This window comes from Streptomyces sp. NPDC093064, from assembly GCF_044754605.1.
Lineage (GTDB): Bacteria > Actinomycetota > Actinomycetes > Streptomycetales > Streptomycetaceae > Streptomyces.
This window is the reverse complement of sequence record NZ_JBIVPK010000095.1, coordinates 1-13,856: the sequence shown is the minus strand read 5'-3', so window position 1 is coordinate 13,856 and position 13,856 is coordinate 1. Positions and strand designations below refer to the sequence as shown.

General features: G+C 68.7%; 12 protein-coding genes and 4 pseudogenes. 10 read left to right on the top strand and 6 right to left on the bottom strand.

The window, feature by feature from the left end; genetic code table 11:
• Positions 1–339: 339 nt before the first annotated feature.
• Positions 340–1,299, top strand: a pseudogene (locus tag ACIQFZ_RS41995) (IS30 family transposase); the annotation flags it as partial.
• Between the two features lie 53 nt (positions 1,300–1,352).
• Positions 1,353–1,613: pseudogene (locus ACIQFZ_RS41990) on the top strand (amidohydrolase); the annotation flags it as partial.
• Between the two features lie 195 nt (positions 1,614–1,808).
• Here ACIQFZ_RS41990 and ACIQFZ_RS41985 read toward each other — a convergent pair.
• Positions 1,809–2,021, bottom strand: coding sequence for a hypothetical protein (locus ACIQFZ_RS41985; protein WP_365433868.1), 213 nt, complete (start codon positions 2,019–2,021; stop codon positions 1,809–1,811).
• Between the two features lie 2,218 nt (positions 2,022–4,239).
• On the opposite strand from ACIQFZ_RS41985, the gene ACIQFZ_RS41980 reads away from it, so the two are divergent.
• On the top strand, positions 4,240–4,995 hold the full coding sequence (locus ACIQFZ_RS41980; protein ID WP_402693829.1) for an SDR family NAD(P)-dependent oxidoreductase: 756 nt from the start codon (positions 4,240–4,242) through the stop codon (positions 4,993–4,995).
• Positions 4,996–5,099: 104 nt separating this feature from the next.
• Complete coding sequence (locus ACIQFZ_RS41975) at positions 5,100–5,972, top strand: ABC transporter substrate-binding protein (protein WP_402693828.1); 873 nt, start codon at positions 5,100–5,102, stop codon at positions 5,970–5,972.
• A gap of 79 nt (positions 5,973–6,051) precedes the next feature.
• On the opposite strand, the gene ACIQFZ_RS41970 is transcribed toward ACIQFZ_RS41975, so the two are convergent.
• Positions 6,052–6,813, bottom strand: coding sequence for a metallophosphoesterase family protein (locus ACIQFZ_RS41970; RefSeq protein WP_365437840.1), 762 nt, complete (start codon positions 6,811–6,813; stop codon positions 6,052–6,054).
• Between the two features lie 959 nt (positions 6,814–7,772).
• On the opposite strand from ACIQFZ_RS41970, the gene ACIQFZ_RS41965 reads away from it, so the two are divergent.
• The gene (locus ACIQFZ_RS41965) at positions 7,773–8,273 is read left to right on the top strand and encodes a hypothetical protein (protein WP_402693827.1); all 501 of its coding nucleotides are present in this window, start codon (positions 7,773–7,775) and stop codon (positions 8,271–8,273) included.
• A gap of 86 nt (positions 8,274–8,359) precedes the next feature.
• Positions 8,360–9,739: pseudogene (locus ACIQFZ_RS41960) on the top strand (Tn3 family transposase); the annotation flags it as partial.
• 183 nt (positions 9,740–9,922) lie between these two features.
• On the opposite strand, the gene ACIQFZ_RS41955 reads toward ACIQFZ_RS41960, so the two are convergent.
• Positions 9,923–10,501 (bottom strand): TetR/AcrR family transcriptional regulator, encoded by a 579-nt coding sequence (locus tag ACIQFZ_RS41955; protein ID WP_365778248.1) that lies wholly within the window; start codon positions 10,499–10,501, stop codon positions 9,923–9,925.
• A 92-nt stretch (positions 10,502–10,593) separates the two neighbouring features.
• Between ACIQFZ_RS41955 and ACIQFZ_RS41950 the strand changes: the two genes are divergently transcribed.
• Positions 10,594–11,040: an anthrone oxygenase family protein gene (locus ACIQFZ_RS41950; RefSeq protein ID WP_402693826.1), complete on the top strand. Its 447-nt coding sequence runs from the start codon at positions 10,594–10,596 to the stop codon at positions 11,038–11,040.
• A 116-nt stretch (positions 11,041–11,156) separates the two neighbouring features.
• Positions 11,157–11,486, top strand: a complete 330-nt coding sequence (locus tag ACIQFZ_RS41945; protein ID WP_402693825.1) for a hypothetical protein — start codon at positions 11,157–11,159, stop codon at positions 11,484–11,486.
• Here ACIQFZ_RS41945 and ACIQFZ_RS41940 read toward each other — a convergent pair.
• The 3 genes and pseudogenes from ACIQFZ_RS41940 to ACIQFZ_RS41930 all read right to left on the bottom strand — a co-directional run bounded on the left by ACIQFZ_RS41940 (position 11,431) and on the right by ACIQFZ_RS41930 (position 12,305).
• The gene (locus tag ACIQFZ_RS41940; RefSeq protein WP_402693824.1) at positions 11,431–11,907 is read right to left on the bottom strand and encodes a Ku protein; all 477 of its coding nucleotides are present in this window, start codon (positions 11,905–11,907) and stop codon (positions 11,431–11,433) included. The two genes, ACIQFZ_RS41945 and ACIQFZ_RS41940, sit on opposite strands and share 56 nt — an antisense overlap.
• Positions 11,908–11,996: 89 nt before the next feature.
• A pseudogene (locus ACIQFZ_RS41935) lies at positions 11,997–12,065 on the bottom strand (DUF6233 domain-containing protein); the annotation flags it as partial.
• A gap of 6 nt (positions 12,066–12,071) precedes the next feature.
• Positions 12,072–12,305, bottom strand: coding sequence for a hypothetical protein (locus ACIQFZ_RS41930; RefSeq protein WP_402693823.1), 234 nt, complete (start codon positions 12,303–12,305; stop codon positions 12,072–12,074).
• A gap of 296 nt (positions 12,306–12,601) precedes the next feature.
• Here ACIQFZ_RS41930 and ACIQFZ_RS41925 point away from each other — a divergent pair, with 296 nt between their 5' ends.
• The gene (locus ACIQFZ_RS41925; protein ID WP_402693822.1) at positions 12,602–12,988 is read left to right on the top strand and encodes a hypothetical protein; all 387 of its coding nucleotides are present in this window, start codon (positions 12,602–12,604) and stop codon (positions 12,986–12,988) included.
• Between the two features lie 429 nt (positions 12,989–13,417).
• Positions 13,418–13,801: a hypothetical protein gene (locus ACIQFZ_RS41920; protein WP_402693821.1), complete on the top strand. Its 384-nt coding sequence runs from the start codon at positions 13,418–13,420 to the stop codon at positions 13,799–13,801.
• Positions 13,802–13,856: the final 55 nt, after the last annotated feature.

Below are 13,856 nucleotides of genomic sequence, written 5' to 3'. Positions count from 1 at the left end.
CACAACACCTTCGACCCGGTGGAACCACAGGTCCTGGAAGAGGACATCACCCACGGCCGTTCATGATCGCGGTTGTGGTGACCCTCCGTGGCCCCGGCACTGAAAGTGATCCAGAACCTGAATCGTGACCCGCTTTGGGCGCTTGGGTTCTAACGCTTGTCGCAACATTCCTTGATCATTAGGGGTGTGTTGAGGGCGAGGCGGGGACGTAAGCGCAGGCTGGAGCTCGAGGCCGAGTACTGGCGTCTGCTGGCGGCCGGGGTGGGCACCGTGGAGGTGTGCAAGCAGCTCGGGATCGGGCGGAAGACCGGGTACCGGTGGCGGGCGGAGAACGGAGGTATGCAGCCGGATTATCTTCCGGAGAGGTCACGGTCCGGCCGGTACCTATCCCTGCTGGAACGCCGGCGGATTGCCTCGCTGCGCGAGCGTGGCCTGACGATCCGGGAGATAGCTGCCCGGCTCGGCCGGGCGCCGTCGACGGTCAGCCGTGAGCTGCGGCGCAACAGCCGCCCACACGACAACGGCGTCTACGACGCCGACTTGGCCCACCACCGCTGCCGGGAACGAGCCGGGCGTCCGCGTCGGGCGAAGCTGACAGTAGATCCCGAGCTGAGAGCCGAGGCGCAGGCCAAGCTCGATCAGGAGTGGAGCCCGGAACAGATCGCCGCCCATCTGCGGTGCCGCTGGCCCGACCATCCCGAGCGACATCTGTGCCACGAAAGCATCTACCGAGCCCTCTACCAGGGCGCCAAGGGCGGCCTGAGCAGAACCCTGACCAGGAAACTCCGCACCGGACGTCCACTGCGCAAGCAGCGTCGCCGCCCCGACCAGCGCATGCCCAGATTCGTCGCGCCAGCCGTCCTGATCGACCACCGGCCCCCTATTGTCGAACTGCGTGAGCGTCTCGGGGACTGGGAAGGCGACCTGGTCGTCGGCGTCCGCAGCCAGACCGCCGTCGCCACCCTCGTCGACCGCCGCACCCGCTATCTCCGCCTGATCGCCCTGCCCGACGGACACTCGGCCGGCCACCTGCGCGACGCTCTCATCGCCAACCTTCGCCAACTCCCCGAGCAAGCCCGCCGAAGCCTCACCTGGACCAAGGCTCAGAGATGGCCCGCCCACCACGAGCTCGCCCCATACTTCACCGACGGCATCTTCTTCGCCCGCCCGGCCAGCCCCTGGCAGCGCGGCACCAACGAGAACACGAACGGCCTCGTCCGCCAGTACCTGCCCAAGCGCACGAACTTGTCGCTCCACTCCACCGAGGACCTCCGCGCGATTGAAGACCGGCTGAACAATCGCCCCCGCAAGACCCTGGGTTGGCAGACCCCAGCTCCGGCAGCGGCGGACCGGTGCTCGGCTTCAGTGGCGAGTACGACGCGCTGCCCGGCCTCTCGCAGAACAAGGGTGTCGGCCACCACGACCCGCGCGAGTACATCCACGACCCCTTCGCGCCCGGCCATGGCCCCGGTCATGGCTGCGGGCACAGCGCGCTGGGCACGGCCGCGGCCGCCGCCGTCGCGCAGGCGGCGAAGAAGCACAAGCTCCCGGTGACCGTGAAGTTCTTCGGCTCGACGGCCGAGAAGACGCTGATCGGCAAGACCTACGCCGTCAGCAAGGGCGTCTACGACGGTCTGGACGCCTTCCTCGACTGGCACCCGTGGGCCAGGGGTAGTACTGCTGCATCACTGGCCGCGAGCTTCCGCCATGCTTTCCCATCAACTTGGGCGCAGAGTTTGCGCGGCCGATCGGGGAACGGCTCCGTTCGATCGGCCGCGCTGCTCACGGGCCGGGGCAGCGAGTTGGGATCATGGGGCTGTGCACTCCGGCAGGTCGCGGGAGGAGAGGTTCACGAAGTCGCGGGGAATGTAATACCCGTTCTTCTCCAGCTTGAAGAACGGGTACGTCTTCGTGGGGTTCACCCAGCAGGCGAAGGTGAACCTTTGCCCCTTGACAGCCGAGCCCATCTTTTGGCTGTCGAGGGACGGCCCGTAGTAAATGCCGGTGTCGCGTATGATCACGCCCTCAACGTTCTTGGTCGCTTGGGGAGTTGTGGGAGGCTCCACGGCGGATGCGGGCCCAGCGGCCAGCATGCCTGTCGATGCCACAGTCGCGATTGCCGCAGCGGCGGGGAGTGCGCGAAGGGTCGAAGTTCTCTTGATGTGCATCGCGGACCTCCTTCAGCTAGGAGAGACCTTCTCCATCTTGGGTAACAGACGTGGTTATATGCCGCAACCGAGCATAAATACACTGACCTGACTTGGGCGTTGCCGTTTCGGGGTGCGGGGCCGAACCGAGAACGACTGACGCGAGCCCTTCGGCTGGTCGGTCGGCCCGGCCACCGGCGCCCCGCTCGCCCTCGCGTAGCAGGACGGGTGCTCTGCGTGTCTGGGGTGTTTGACGCGTAACGAATCCGTTGCCGATCGCTGGATGAGCGAAGCGCTGGGCTGGGGATGCAGTGATCGTTTTAGGATTTTTTGTAGTGTGGTGCGGTTCCAGGCTGGGGTTTTTGTGGAGCTGCGGAAGTTGCAGCGGTCCGCCGCGTTTGCCGAGCTGCTGCCTGTCCGGGAGGGGATGCTCGGTGCCGAGCACCCCAGTACCCTCACCACCCGGAATGAGCTGGCTCGCTGGGGGGAAGGCCTAGCAAGTCGGGCCCGTTCGCGCATCGAGACGAACTGGCTGTGCTGTCCGTAACCAGCTCACCGTGCCGCTGAACATCTTGTTGAACACACACCGCAGCCCGCAGTCGAGCGAAGCCTCCCTTCAACTACCGCTCCGTTGTTGAACGGTGGTAGTCGAGCCGTGCGGCCGAGGACGTCGATGGGGGCGGGCATCTCCAGGGCTTGCCAGCGGATCGCTGCGGTCCAGGCAGCGGTTGTGGGGATGCCGAGGTCGTTGAACTGGTCGGAGACGCCCCGGCGATTTCCCCGCATGGCTCGACTACCACGACGGTACGACCGCGTGCGCCCCCCGGCACGTGCCGGTGCCGGCCGCGGGCTACTGGCGTGGCGCTCTGGTGTTGGCGGTGGCTGCCGCGGTGCCAGATGCCGGCGGCGCCAGACCCTGCGGGAGACAGGTTTTGCGGTTTCAGTCGGCCTCGTAGCGGGCCAGGCGCCGACGCAGATTGAGGTTCTCGTCATGAGCCGCCTCAAGGGCCTTTCGGAGTTTCCCTGGAAGGGTGGAAGCCCGGCCGCGACCAGGCACCCCAGCGCTGGAAGGATCGGTCGGCCATCCGCTGTCCGGGCCGCTGCTTGCCCGTGGGTGACCGAGCCGCCTACCTGTAGAAGACGGCCACGCCTCGTGGTGCGAGCAGGCACCGAGCTCCAGGCGACGCTCAACCGGCTGACGGCTGAGTTGGCGGATGCTGAGCGCCGTGCCCAGGAGGCCGACCCGTCGGGAGGTGTGGGCAAGTCGCAGCTCGCGAACGAGTACGCGTACCGCCACCGGCCCGACTACGAGGTGGTGTGTGTGGTTCCCGCCGGCGCGGCCAGTGCGCGAGGTCCGCTGGCGCATGCACAGCCGGGAAGCCGCCGCGAAGATGGCCGGCGTCCTCGGCAGCGAGGAGATGTTCACGGGTGGGCCGCGACAGCTTCAACAGCTCCAGCTCCTCCGCCGCAACAGTGCGGCCGGACCACGACGGCTCCGGCTCGTCCCTTGGGAGCTACGAGCCGCAAGCATGACGCTCACGGGGAGGGCAGCCGAGTCGCACGGCTGCCCCGTCCTCGGGGCGTCACGGGTTCGGGTGATCCTCCGTTGCCATGGTTCCCGTATAAGCTCACATATTCGGTTGTGACAGAGGAGAGGCTGACTGCGGAGTGGGTGGGGGAGCGGCGCCGGCCCGGATGCCGTCGACAACGCCGGAGCTGGGCCGCTCGCCGTACTCACGCCGTCGCGGACGCGCGGGCGTGAGGAGACCGTCCCGCCGGGGGTCCGCCGCTACTTCAAGCCGTCTCCCGAGGCGATCTCGGAGCTGACCTGCTCGCCCCCGGCGACGCGCGCCGCTGACCTCTTTGTCATCGGTGTGCCCTACCGTGGAACCACACCACGGCCAGACGCGTACCGCCGTCCGCCGCCGTCCCGAGCGCCACACGCCGCGAGGGGCGACCTGCGGCAGATCTGCTGCGGGCGACCGTCGACACCGTGCTCCGGGGCGATCCGCTCAGCCGGCCCCGGCACCGACGGCGCAGGACTCCGGGCGGTCATTCCGACGGCCCGCGATGATGATCAGGAGGTGGGCTCGTGACTGGGGCAGACGGCCGGGTGGCATTGGTGACAGGGGCCAGCAGCGGAATCGGTGCGGCCACCGCGGGTCTCCTTGCCGTGCGAGGGATGCGCGTGGTGGTCAACTACCTGCGCAACACCAAGGCGGCCGAGGAGGTCGTGGTCGACATCGAGGCCGCAGGCGGGCAGGCCATGGCCGTGCAGGCCGACGTGCGCGAGGCAGCGGCCGTCGAGAGCATGATCGAACAGGTCCAGGCGGCGTGGGGCGGCATCGACGTGCTCGTGCACAACGCGCTGATCCCGTATGCGGTCAAGTCGTTCCAGGACATGACGTGGGAGGAGTTGGGCGGCAAGATCGACGCCGAGATGCATGCGGCGTTCGCGGTCACCAAGGCCGTCCTGCCCGCCATGAGCGAACAGGGCTGGGGACGTATCGTCTACATCAGCACCGGCCTCAGCCGCCGGCCCCGGCCGGGCATGATCGCGCTGGGCGCGGCCAAGGCCGCCCTGGAGCAGTTCGCCCGTTACCTCGCCCAGGAACTGGGCCCGCAGGGCATCACGGTCAACATCGTCGCAGGCGGCCCGGTGGAGGACACCCGCATGGGGTCCGCGCTCGACGAGAAGATCAAGCAGCGGCAGGTGGCCCTCACCCCTGTGGGCCGCCTGGCACGCCCGGCCGACGTCGCCCAGGCGGTCGCCTTCTACGCCGGCGAGGACAACTCCTTCATGACCGGCACCACAGCCGCGGTCAACGGCGGAATGTTGATGGACTGACAGCCCGACCCGTATCCGCCGCACCGTCACCTCAGCACCCTACGCCGCGCCGTCCCACGCCCGTGCAGGACGGCGCGGCGATGACAGGATCGAGGAACAGCTTCATGTACAGGATCGATCTCGCCTACGTCGGGCGGGGCCTGCACGAGGAACTGGCCGCCTACATCGCCGACCAGCAGGACTACTACGCCGACGAGGGCGTCCACGTCGCACTGCGCGACGGCTGCACCTGGGACATCGAACGGCTGCGCCGCTGCGCCACCATCGGACTAGGCCGGGCACTGCTCTCCCGCCTGACCGACGGCATCCCGTGGGTCGCCCTCAACGTCAACACCCACCACCCGCTGTTCTGGTTCCTCGCCCGCCCCGGCCTGACCTCCCTGACCGACCTGGCCGGCCAACGACTGGCGGTACACGCCCCCCACACCCCACCCGGGTGCTTCGCCCGGATCGTGCTGCGCAAGGCCGGCCTCGACCCCGACCGCGACGTCGACACCGTCGTCCGCTCTCCCGGCGACTACGGCATGGACCTGCGCCGACTGCGCGAGGGCAAGATCGACGCCGCCTACGTCGGCAGCACCATGGCGCCCGAGGCAGTCGCCACCGAGCAGGGCTGGCAGGTGCCGGCCTGGGTTGGCGACCACTTCCACATCCCCACCGTGGGCGTGGCCGTCGACCCCACCTACATCGACCCGGACGACCCCGCGGTCCAGGCCGTCGTACGAGCCCACCGGCGCGCCCTGCAGGTGATCCACAACGACCCCGACACCACCGTGCGGCACATGCGGACGTTCCTGGGCGGACAGACCGAGGACGAAGTCCGAGCCCACTACGAGACGTTCATCGCGCCGTACTTCACCACCGACGGCCAAGCCGACCTCGCGGTCGGCGACAGCGCGATCATCGAGGTCGCCGCCGAACTCGATGTCCCCGCCACCGTCACGGCAGCCGAGTTCTACCGCACCGCCACAGCCTAGAACGGCCCCGGGATCGGTAGGCGTCGTTGATCGTGTAGTCGGTGTTCGGCTGCCCGTTGTCGCAGAAGCGGGATGGGCGTCACGGTGCGTGGTCGCGTCCGTCCCGTGGGGCGAAGGCTTCGAGGGCGTCTGCATCGGTCGCGCGGGCGTTTAGGAAGTAGTCGGCCCACTCGGTGATTTCGGGGTAGGACGAGTCTTGGCTGACCTGGTTGGCGGCGGCCTCGACATCGAAGTTCGTGGTTCGCAGTTCGACCCCCGGGCCCAGGAGGGCCCAGTGTGCCCCGGTTCTTCCGTAGGGCATGCCGATGCTGCCGGGGTTGATCACGAGACGGCCGTGGGCCAGGCGGACGAACGGCATGTGGGTATGGCCGCAGACCACGGTGCGGACGTCGGCATCGAGTCCGCTGAAGACTTCCTTCCAGCGGTCGAGGCGGGAGTCGACCAGGACGACCTCTTCGTCGTCACGGGGGGTGGCATGGCAGAACAGCACCTGCCCCAAGCCACGCACGGACAGGGAGAGTGACTGTGGCAACGAGCCGAGAAGATCCAGGTGGTCCTCGCGGAGCTGTTCGGCGGCCCAGGGGGCGATTGGATCGGGGATCGTGTCGCGTTGTCCCCGGCGGTATTCAAGGAGTTCGCGGTCGGCGTTTCCGCTGATCCAGACGACGCGTTCGCCGAGGCTGGTCAGCAGGTCGAGAACCTGGGTCGGTTGCGGGCCGGCCGTGATGTCGCCGGTGAGCACGATGCGGTCGGCGGCGCGCACGTCTGGTTCGGCGAGCACGGCCTCCAGGGCCGGCAGGACTCCGTGAATGTCGGACAGGACGGCTACTCGGTTCAGCATGGTTCCCACTGTGAGGTGGAGGCAGCCGAGAGGTGCGATTGTTCGCCTGACGCGTAGCTCAAAGTGGGGCTGTTTCAGCGTGCATGGTCGCCGGGCGCGTAGCTCTTCCAGGGGGCACCTGCCTCGGTCGCGATCCCGGGTGGCGCTCTTGTCGTGGTAGCCGAGTGCCTGGGCGATGACGGGGGCCGGGGCCTGGAGGACGAGCTGGCGGATGGCGGACGTGCGGCCTTTCCCGACCGGAATGCCGAGGCGCCGTAGCGCGTCGCGCAGAGTGGCGGGGTTCATGGGCTGGCTCGGGCGGCGTCCGGGGAAGAGCCAGGGCGAGTTCTGGTTGATGGCCGGGGTGCTTGTGGACAGGGCCTGTAGGTAGTCGAGTAGGAGGGTGGCCACCGGCTCGGGGACTGGGGTGGGCGGGTCGCCGAGCCGGAGCGTAAGGTGCTGGCCCTCGCGGAGGACATCGTCATGCGGACGATCCGGCTGACGGGCTGGGCGAACAGCAGGACCAGGCAGGCGGCGACCCGGACCCTCAGCGAGGTGCTGTCGTCGGCGAGGACCCGTTGCAGGGCGGTGATGCGCTGGTGTTGGCCCATCGGGTGGGGGTTGGTGGTCGGGCGGTTCGGGAGGGTCAGCCGCGGCATCCTGGTGCTGTCCATGCACCACCGCAGGAACGCCTGTGCGGCGCCGGGTGGCGTACTTCTCCGCGTGCCAGGCATCGAGGTCGGCCTGGGTGCAGGCGCTCAGCGCGACGTCGCGGGCGGCGAGCCAGACCAGGAAGGCGCCGGCCTGGGTGATCTGCTGGCGGCACTCCTGCGTGGTACTGGTGCCCAGCGGGCTCTTTGCCGCCTTGGCGCGGAGCTTGCGGAGTTGGTGCCAGGTCGCGAAGTGCTGGAGCAACCTGGCGTGTTCGAAAGGGGGCTCTGGAGCGGGTCGACGAGATCGCTGCCTTCCGCCTGGGGAAGGTGAAGGTCGAGCAGATCCCGCCGAACCGGCTGGCAGCGCCGGCGAAGAACGGGCTGGGCTCGAAGGCCCCGAACCTGGCCCGTACCCCGGAGCCGAAGCGCACGACGATGGTCACCGCGGTGGTCCGGTCGCTGGAGGCGGCGGCGATCGACGACGCCCTGGACCTGTTCGCGATCCTGATGCAGGTCAAGCTGATCAGCTCGGCGAAGCGGGCCACGAACAACGACCGGCTGTCGACGCTGCCCCGGCTGGAGAAGGCGTCGCGGGTGATAACGGCGGTCTGGCGGGTGCTCTCCGAGGAGTTGGGCCTGGTCGAGGAGCACGGCACCGATCTGGACGTGGCCGCGCTGTGGCGGGCGGTGGAAACGGTCGCCCCGCGCGAGGAGGTCAACGCCGTCGCGGCGACAGTGGAGGATTTGGCCCGCCCGGGGACGACAGGGCCGAGATGGCGATCCGCGCGCTGCTGGCCGCCCGGTACAACACGGTCCGTCCGTTCCTGACCCTGCTCGGGGAGTCGACGGCGCTCGGAGCCGCGTCGGGAGGGCGCCGGGTGCTGGCCGCCGTGCAGAAGCTGCCCGCGCTGTCGCGGCGCCGGGTGAAGGACAAGCCGCTGCTGCCGAGAGAGATCGACAGCAAGCTGGTGCCGCCGGCCTGGCGGCGGGCGGTGTTCAACAACGCGGACCTCCCGGCCGGGGCGGTGGACCGCGACGCGTACGTGGTGTGCGTGCTGGAACAGCTTTACCGCGCGCTTCAGCGCCGGGACGTGTTCGCGTCGCCGTCGAACCGGTGGTCCGGCCCGCGGGCGCGGCTGCTGGACGGCAAGGCGTGGGAGGCGGTGCGCGAGGACATTCTGGCGGGGCTGAGCCTGAACGAGCCGGTCGAGGAGCATCTCAAGGGTCGGGTCAAGGCGTTGGATGCGGCCTGGCAGTTGATGGCGGAGCGGCTGGAGGAGGCCGGGCAGGACGCGAAGCTCAGCTTCGAGGTGCAGCCCAACGGCAGGTTGAAGCTGAACACGCCGGGCCGTCGCTGAAGTACTACCACTTCAAGCGCGGCATCACCTGGCTGAATGCCGTGGACGACCAGGTCGCGGGCATCGGGCAGATGGTCGTGCCGGGCACCCTGCTCGACTCTCTGCACATCCTGGACGCGCTGCTGAACCTGGACGCCGGGGTGTAGCCGGAGATGGTCGCCACCGAGAACGCCTCGTACTCCGACATCGTGTTCGGGCTGTTCACGATGCTGGGCTTCAACTTCTCGCCGCGCCTCAAGGACCTGGGCGACCAGCGGTTCTGGCGGGCGGAGATGCCCTGGTGGGGAGACCGGCGAGTACGGGCCGCTGGAGGACCTGGCTCGCAACAAGGTGAACCTGACCAAGGTCACCACGCACTGGCCGGACATGCTGCGGGTCGCCGGCTCGCTGGTGACCGGGCAGGTCCGCGCGTACGACCTGCTGCGGATGTTCGGCCGCGAGGGGCGGCCCACGCCCTTGGGACAGGCGTTCGCCGAGTACGGGCGGATCGCCAAGACCCTGCACCTGCTCCGGGTCGTCGACCCGGTCGACGACACCTACCGCCGACAGATGAACCGGCAGCTCACCGTCCAGGAGTCCCGTCACAAACTCGCCCGCGACATCTGCCACGGCAAGCGCGGACAGATCATGCAGTCGTACAGGACGGGGCAGGAGGACCAACCCGGGGCGCTCGGCCTGGTCCTCAATGCCGCCGTGCTCTGGACGACCCGCTACCTCGACGCCGCCGTCGACCACCTGCGGGCCCTGCCGCCCGAGGAGCAGAAGCACGACGTCCTGGACGAGGACGTGGCCCGGGTCTCCCCGCTGAAGCACGCCAACCTCAACTGCCCGGGCCGCTACAGCTTCGCTGCCCGCCCGCCACGCGAGGGCCTGCGCCCACTGCGTGACCCGGCGACCGTCCACCTCGACGAGGACGACGAGGGCACCGGCGAATGACGCGGCGTTAGGGCGCCTATCGGGTCGTGATCAATGAGTATCGCAGCTTCCGGGGCGGGTGCCCGTCTGGGGTGCGGGGCCCGGCGATCTGCGGCTGCGCCGTGCGGACGCGAGTGACCCGAAGCGTTGCCGTAGGCAGGCGGGATCCGAGGACCCCGGCCGCGTGCCCGCCAGGATGGTGTGTCAGAGCACAGCGAGCCGGTCCACCAGCAGTTCCACCCTCTGCTTGGTGTCCTCCGGCGGCAGCCGTCCCGCCCGGGTCAGGGTCGCGAGTCCGTGCAGGGACGCCCAGAACACCTCGGTGAACAGCCCCGGGGCGACGCCGTCCCCGGCGACCTCGCCCAGGCTCTCCAGCAGCGCGGCGAAGGCGTCCTTCAGCGGCTCCGGGGTGTCCTCCTGCGCGTACGCCAGGCCGCCGTCGAGCTGGAACAAGGCGTCGTAGACCGCCGGGTTGCGCTCGGCGAAGTCGAGGTAGGCACGGGCGAGGGCGGCGACCCGCTCACGCGGGCTGTTCGCGGCGGACGCCGCGGCCCGCACCGCCACGGCCATCTCGGCGGCGCCCTCCAGGGCGACGGCGCCGATGATCTCGCGCTTGCCTCGGAAGTGGCTGTAGAGGACGGGCTGGCTGTATTCGATGCGCTCGGCGAGCCGGCGCGTGGTGACTGCGTCCCAGCCCTGCTGCTCGGCGAGTTCACGGGCCGTCGCCACGATGAGGCGCTCGCGGACCGCCCGGTCGCGTGCCTTGCGTTCCTGTACCGACATAACTCGAATCCTAGCACCGCTAGACAAGCAAGCGGCAGTAGTACTAGCGTTGCCTACATCGGCTAGCAGCGCTAGATCCCGGGAGGGGCAACATGCTCAGCGCACTCGAGGTCATCACCACCGTGGTCGTCGGCCTGATGGTGGGGGTGGAGTTCTCCGTCGCCTTCGTGATGAACCCGATCTTCAACGCCCTCCCGGAGGACAGTAACCAGCTGGCCCACTCCCACGGGGGCCGGATGCTCGGCGCCGTGATGCCGTTCTGGTACATCGGCTCACTCGTCCTCGTCGCGGTCTGGGCTGTCGCGGGATGGCACCACCACGGCACCGGCCTCGTCGTCACCGCCGCCGCGCTGCTGATCGCCAGCGTGATCATGTCGCTCCTGCTGCTCGTCCCGATCAACAACCGGGGCAAGACGTGGACCCCTGACAACCGGCCCGACGACTGGAAGCTGCAGATGAAGCGCTGGGACCGGTACCACTACGTCCGCGTCGCCGTCATCGTCGCCGCCTTCGCCCTGCTGGTCGCCGCCCTCGCCTGATACCAAAGCCGCCCCGGCATGCACTGGTTCACCCCTGTATGTCGACAGCCTTCGCCCCGTCGGGGTGAGCCCGACAGGGCTTCGGATTTCTGACCCCGCGGCCCGACGCCGCGCTAGTGGCGCACGACCCGTGGCGCGGCGGCTTCACCGGCTACATCGAGACGGTCTGCGCCGTGCAGGCCGCCGACCGAGGCTTCGCCGACGTCCTGACGATGAGCCTGCCCGGGGTCGAGGCCCTGGAGGCGTGTCGCGCCGAGGCGTATCAGGGCTTCCTGGAGCTCATCGCCCGCGCCCAGGACAGCGGAGTCCTGCGCGCCAACTGGACCGGAGGCGGGACTGCGGCGGCGGGGTCGCGGATCTCGTCCGGCCAGAGCACACCGTGCAATGCGATCACGTCGCCGCGAACCTGTAGCAGGCCGAGCCGTTCACGGTCGTGCCACGCGTAGGTGCGACCGCCACTTTTGAGGCGCGCTGCAGGGCCTGGCGCAGTAGCACGTACGGCTTCGCGGCGACGCTGCCCTGGGGCTGGAGGTGGTAGCCGGTGCCGATCCGAACAGGGTCGACGTCGGGGGCCGGGAGGAAGCCGACCAGCTCGATCGCGCGCATGGTGGGTAGCGGCAGTTGCCGCAGTTCTTCGTCGGTGAGCGGGATGATGCGGCCGCCGGCCGTCTCGTAGCCCTGGCCGATCTCCCCGTAGGAGACTTCTCGGTCCTCGATCTCGCACCAGTAGCGGTTGCGTACCAGGCCGTTGTCGACGGTGTGGATCCGGCGGAAGCGAACGCTGTGATCCTCGGTTGCGCCCAGGACGGCGATCGGGATGCTGACCAGCCCGAACGAGATGGCACCGGTCCACACCTTCGGGGGCATGACACACCTCCAGCCCCGAGCGGTATCAGCCTAGGACGCCGCCCGGCCCGGCACGAGGAAGGCCGGCGGGTGCCCTTGCCGAGCTCAGCGTCAGGCCGGCAGTGTCCGCAGGCCTCGATGCCTTCGCTCAGAGCCCGCAGGGCGACGTCCCGGGGCACGCCTTTTCAGCGTGTGCCTGCCATAGGGCAGCCGACGTGGACGGCGACCGGCGGTGAGTCGCGGTGCAGGCCGCCTTCGAGGATCCGGTCGGGCGTGGCCGGCCGGGCCTGCTCGCCGCGCTGGCGCTCCTGCTCTCGGCGTTCGGTTGTGGCGATCTGCTGCCGTACCCGGTCGAGGGTGAGGACGAGCCACGTCTCCAGGATGCGGAGGCGGGGCAGGTCAGGCGACAGATCGTTCACATGTTCGATTCTAGGTTCGCGGTGGGAGACTGCAATAAGGGCCAGTCCTGACCTCTCGCAGCGAAGCTTGAGCGATTCTCAGCGAAGGCTGGTGCCAGGCGTCACCGATGGTTAAGCCGCATGGCCTGGCTGCGGTAGCCGTCCTACGCCTGCGGAACCCGCAGCCCGACCCGGGCGGTGGGGTTCTGTGCTGAGTGCGAGTACTCATGTTTGCCAGGACGCCAGATGACAGGCTCCGCGACATGACGTACCGGGGATACTGTTCCGAACTGCCGTCACCCTGGGGGGACACGACCATGACCAAGTTTCTGAGATCCGCCTTCGCGGTCACGCTCCTGGCCTCCGTCACCGCCTGCGGTGCATCGTCCGTGCCGGCTGTCTCTGCGGGCACGCCTACTGGCTCGGGTTCTGCCGAGACACCCCGTTCGGCAAACCCGGAGCCAGTCGCGGCCGTCATGCCCGACGTCGTCGGTGGCAACGCCGGGCGTGCGCAGGAGCAGATGAGCTCCGAAATAGACATGATCTTCGAGGACGCAAGCGGGCAGGGCCGTCCGGTGGACGACCCTGCTGACTGGAAGATCTGCAACTCCAAGCCGGGCCCAAACCAACAGATCACTCATTTCCCGGTGGTCTTCGGCGTGGTGGGAGTATCGGAGAGTTGCGAGGACACGGTGCCGGAGTGATGTTCCGGGCACTCCGGCGGCCCGCCATGGTCTGCAATGATCCGCGTCGGTGACGCGCTGACACCACCAGCCGGACGAACTCCCACAGAACCTAGGCCACGCTGATTCGGCAATGTGACGGTCTGCGGGAGAGTGTCAGTTGGGCATCGTCACCTGAGTGTCGGTGGCGCAGCCTCAGCGACCTGGTGATTGGCACTGACGGGTGGTGCTCATCTGTTGCTGACGTGAGTGACAAAGGCCAGGTCATTCTCACGCCGAGTGCTACAGCAAGTGCTGAGTTTGCGCTGGTCAGCGACCTGACTGTCGTGCTGTGGGGGACATCGTCCGGTCGGCGGTGCGGAACTGCTGCGTGTCAGCACGGTTATTGACCTTCAAAGCGTGGTGTCGACAGGGGCTGACGGCCCATGGTCCCTGCGGTATGGCGGTTGCATGCGGTATGCGCAAGGGGGCGGACTGACCGAGGAGCGGCGGGTCTTCCGCGAGGAGCTGAGGATGGAGGCGGCCGAGCGGTTCGTCCGGGGTGACGAGAACGCGGTCATAGCGCACGACCTGTGGGTCAGCGTCCGGTCGGTACAGCGCTGGCGCCAGGCCCGGTCCCAGGGCGGACCGAGAGCCCTGGCCTCCAAAGGGCCGGCGTCATTACCGCTGCTCAGTGACGAGCTGTTCACCGTGCTGGAGCAGGTGCCGGCCAAGGGGCCGGTGGCGCACGGCTGGCCGGACCGGACCTGGACTCCGTCACGGATCAAGACGCTCATCGGGCGTCGGTTTCATAAGAGTCGACCGTTCACCTGCGGTGACGCCCCGCGGGCGTGAAAATCGGTACAGGGGCTGTCCGCCGACGCCGCTTGATGTTTGGGCTGTGAGCCCG

Excerpts from the sequence above, each read along its gene's own strand:
- ACIQFZ_RS41950 (WP_402693826.1), top strand. The coding sequence starts at position 10,594 with ATGCTCAGCGCACTCGAGGTCATCACCACCGTGGTCGTCGGCCTGATG.
- ACIQFZ_RS41970 (WP_365437840.1), bottom strand. The coding sequence starts at position 6,813 with ATGCTGAACCGAGTAGCCGTCCTGTCCGACATTCACGGAGTCCTGCCG.
- ACIQFZ_RS41940 (WP_402693824.1), bottom strand. The coding sequence starts at position 11,907 with ATGCCCCCGAAGGTGTGGACCGGTGCCATCTCGTTCGGGCTGGTCAGC.
- ACIQFZ_RS41955 (WP_365778248.1), bottom strand. The coding sequence starts at position 10,501 with ATGTCGGTACAGGAACGCAAGGCACGCGACCGGGCGGTCCGCGAGCGC.
- ACIQFZ_RS41975 (WP_402693828.1), top strand. The coding sequence starts at position 5,100 with ATGTACAGGATCGATCTCGCCTACGTCGGGCGGGGCCTGCACGAGGAA.
- ACIQFZ_RS41920 (WP_402693821.1), top strand. The coding sequence starts at position 13,418 with ATGCGGTATGCGCAAGGGGGCGGACTGACCGAGGAGCGGCGGGTCTTC.
- ACIQFZ_RS41925 (WP_402693822.1), top strand. The coding sequence starts at position 12,602 with ATGACCAAGTTTCTGAGATCCGCCTTCGCGGTCACGCTCCTGGCCTCC.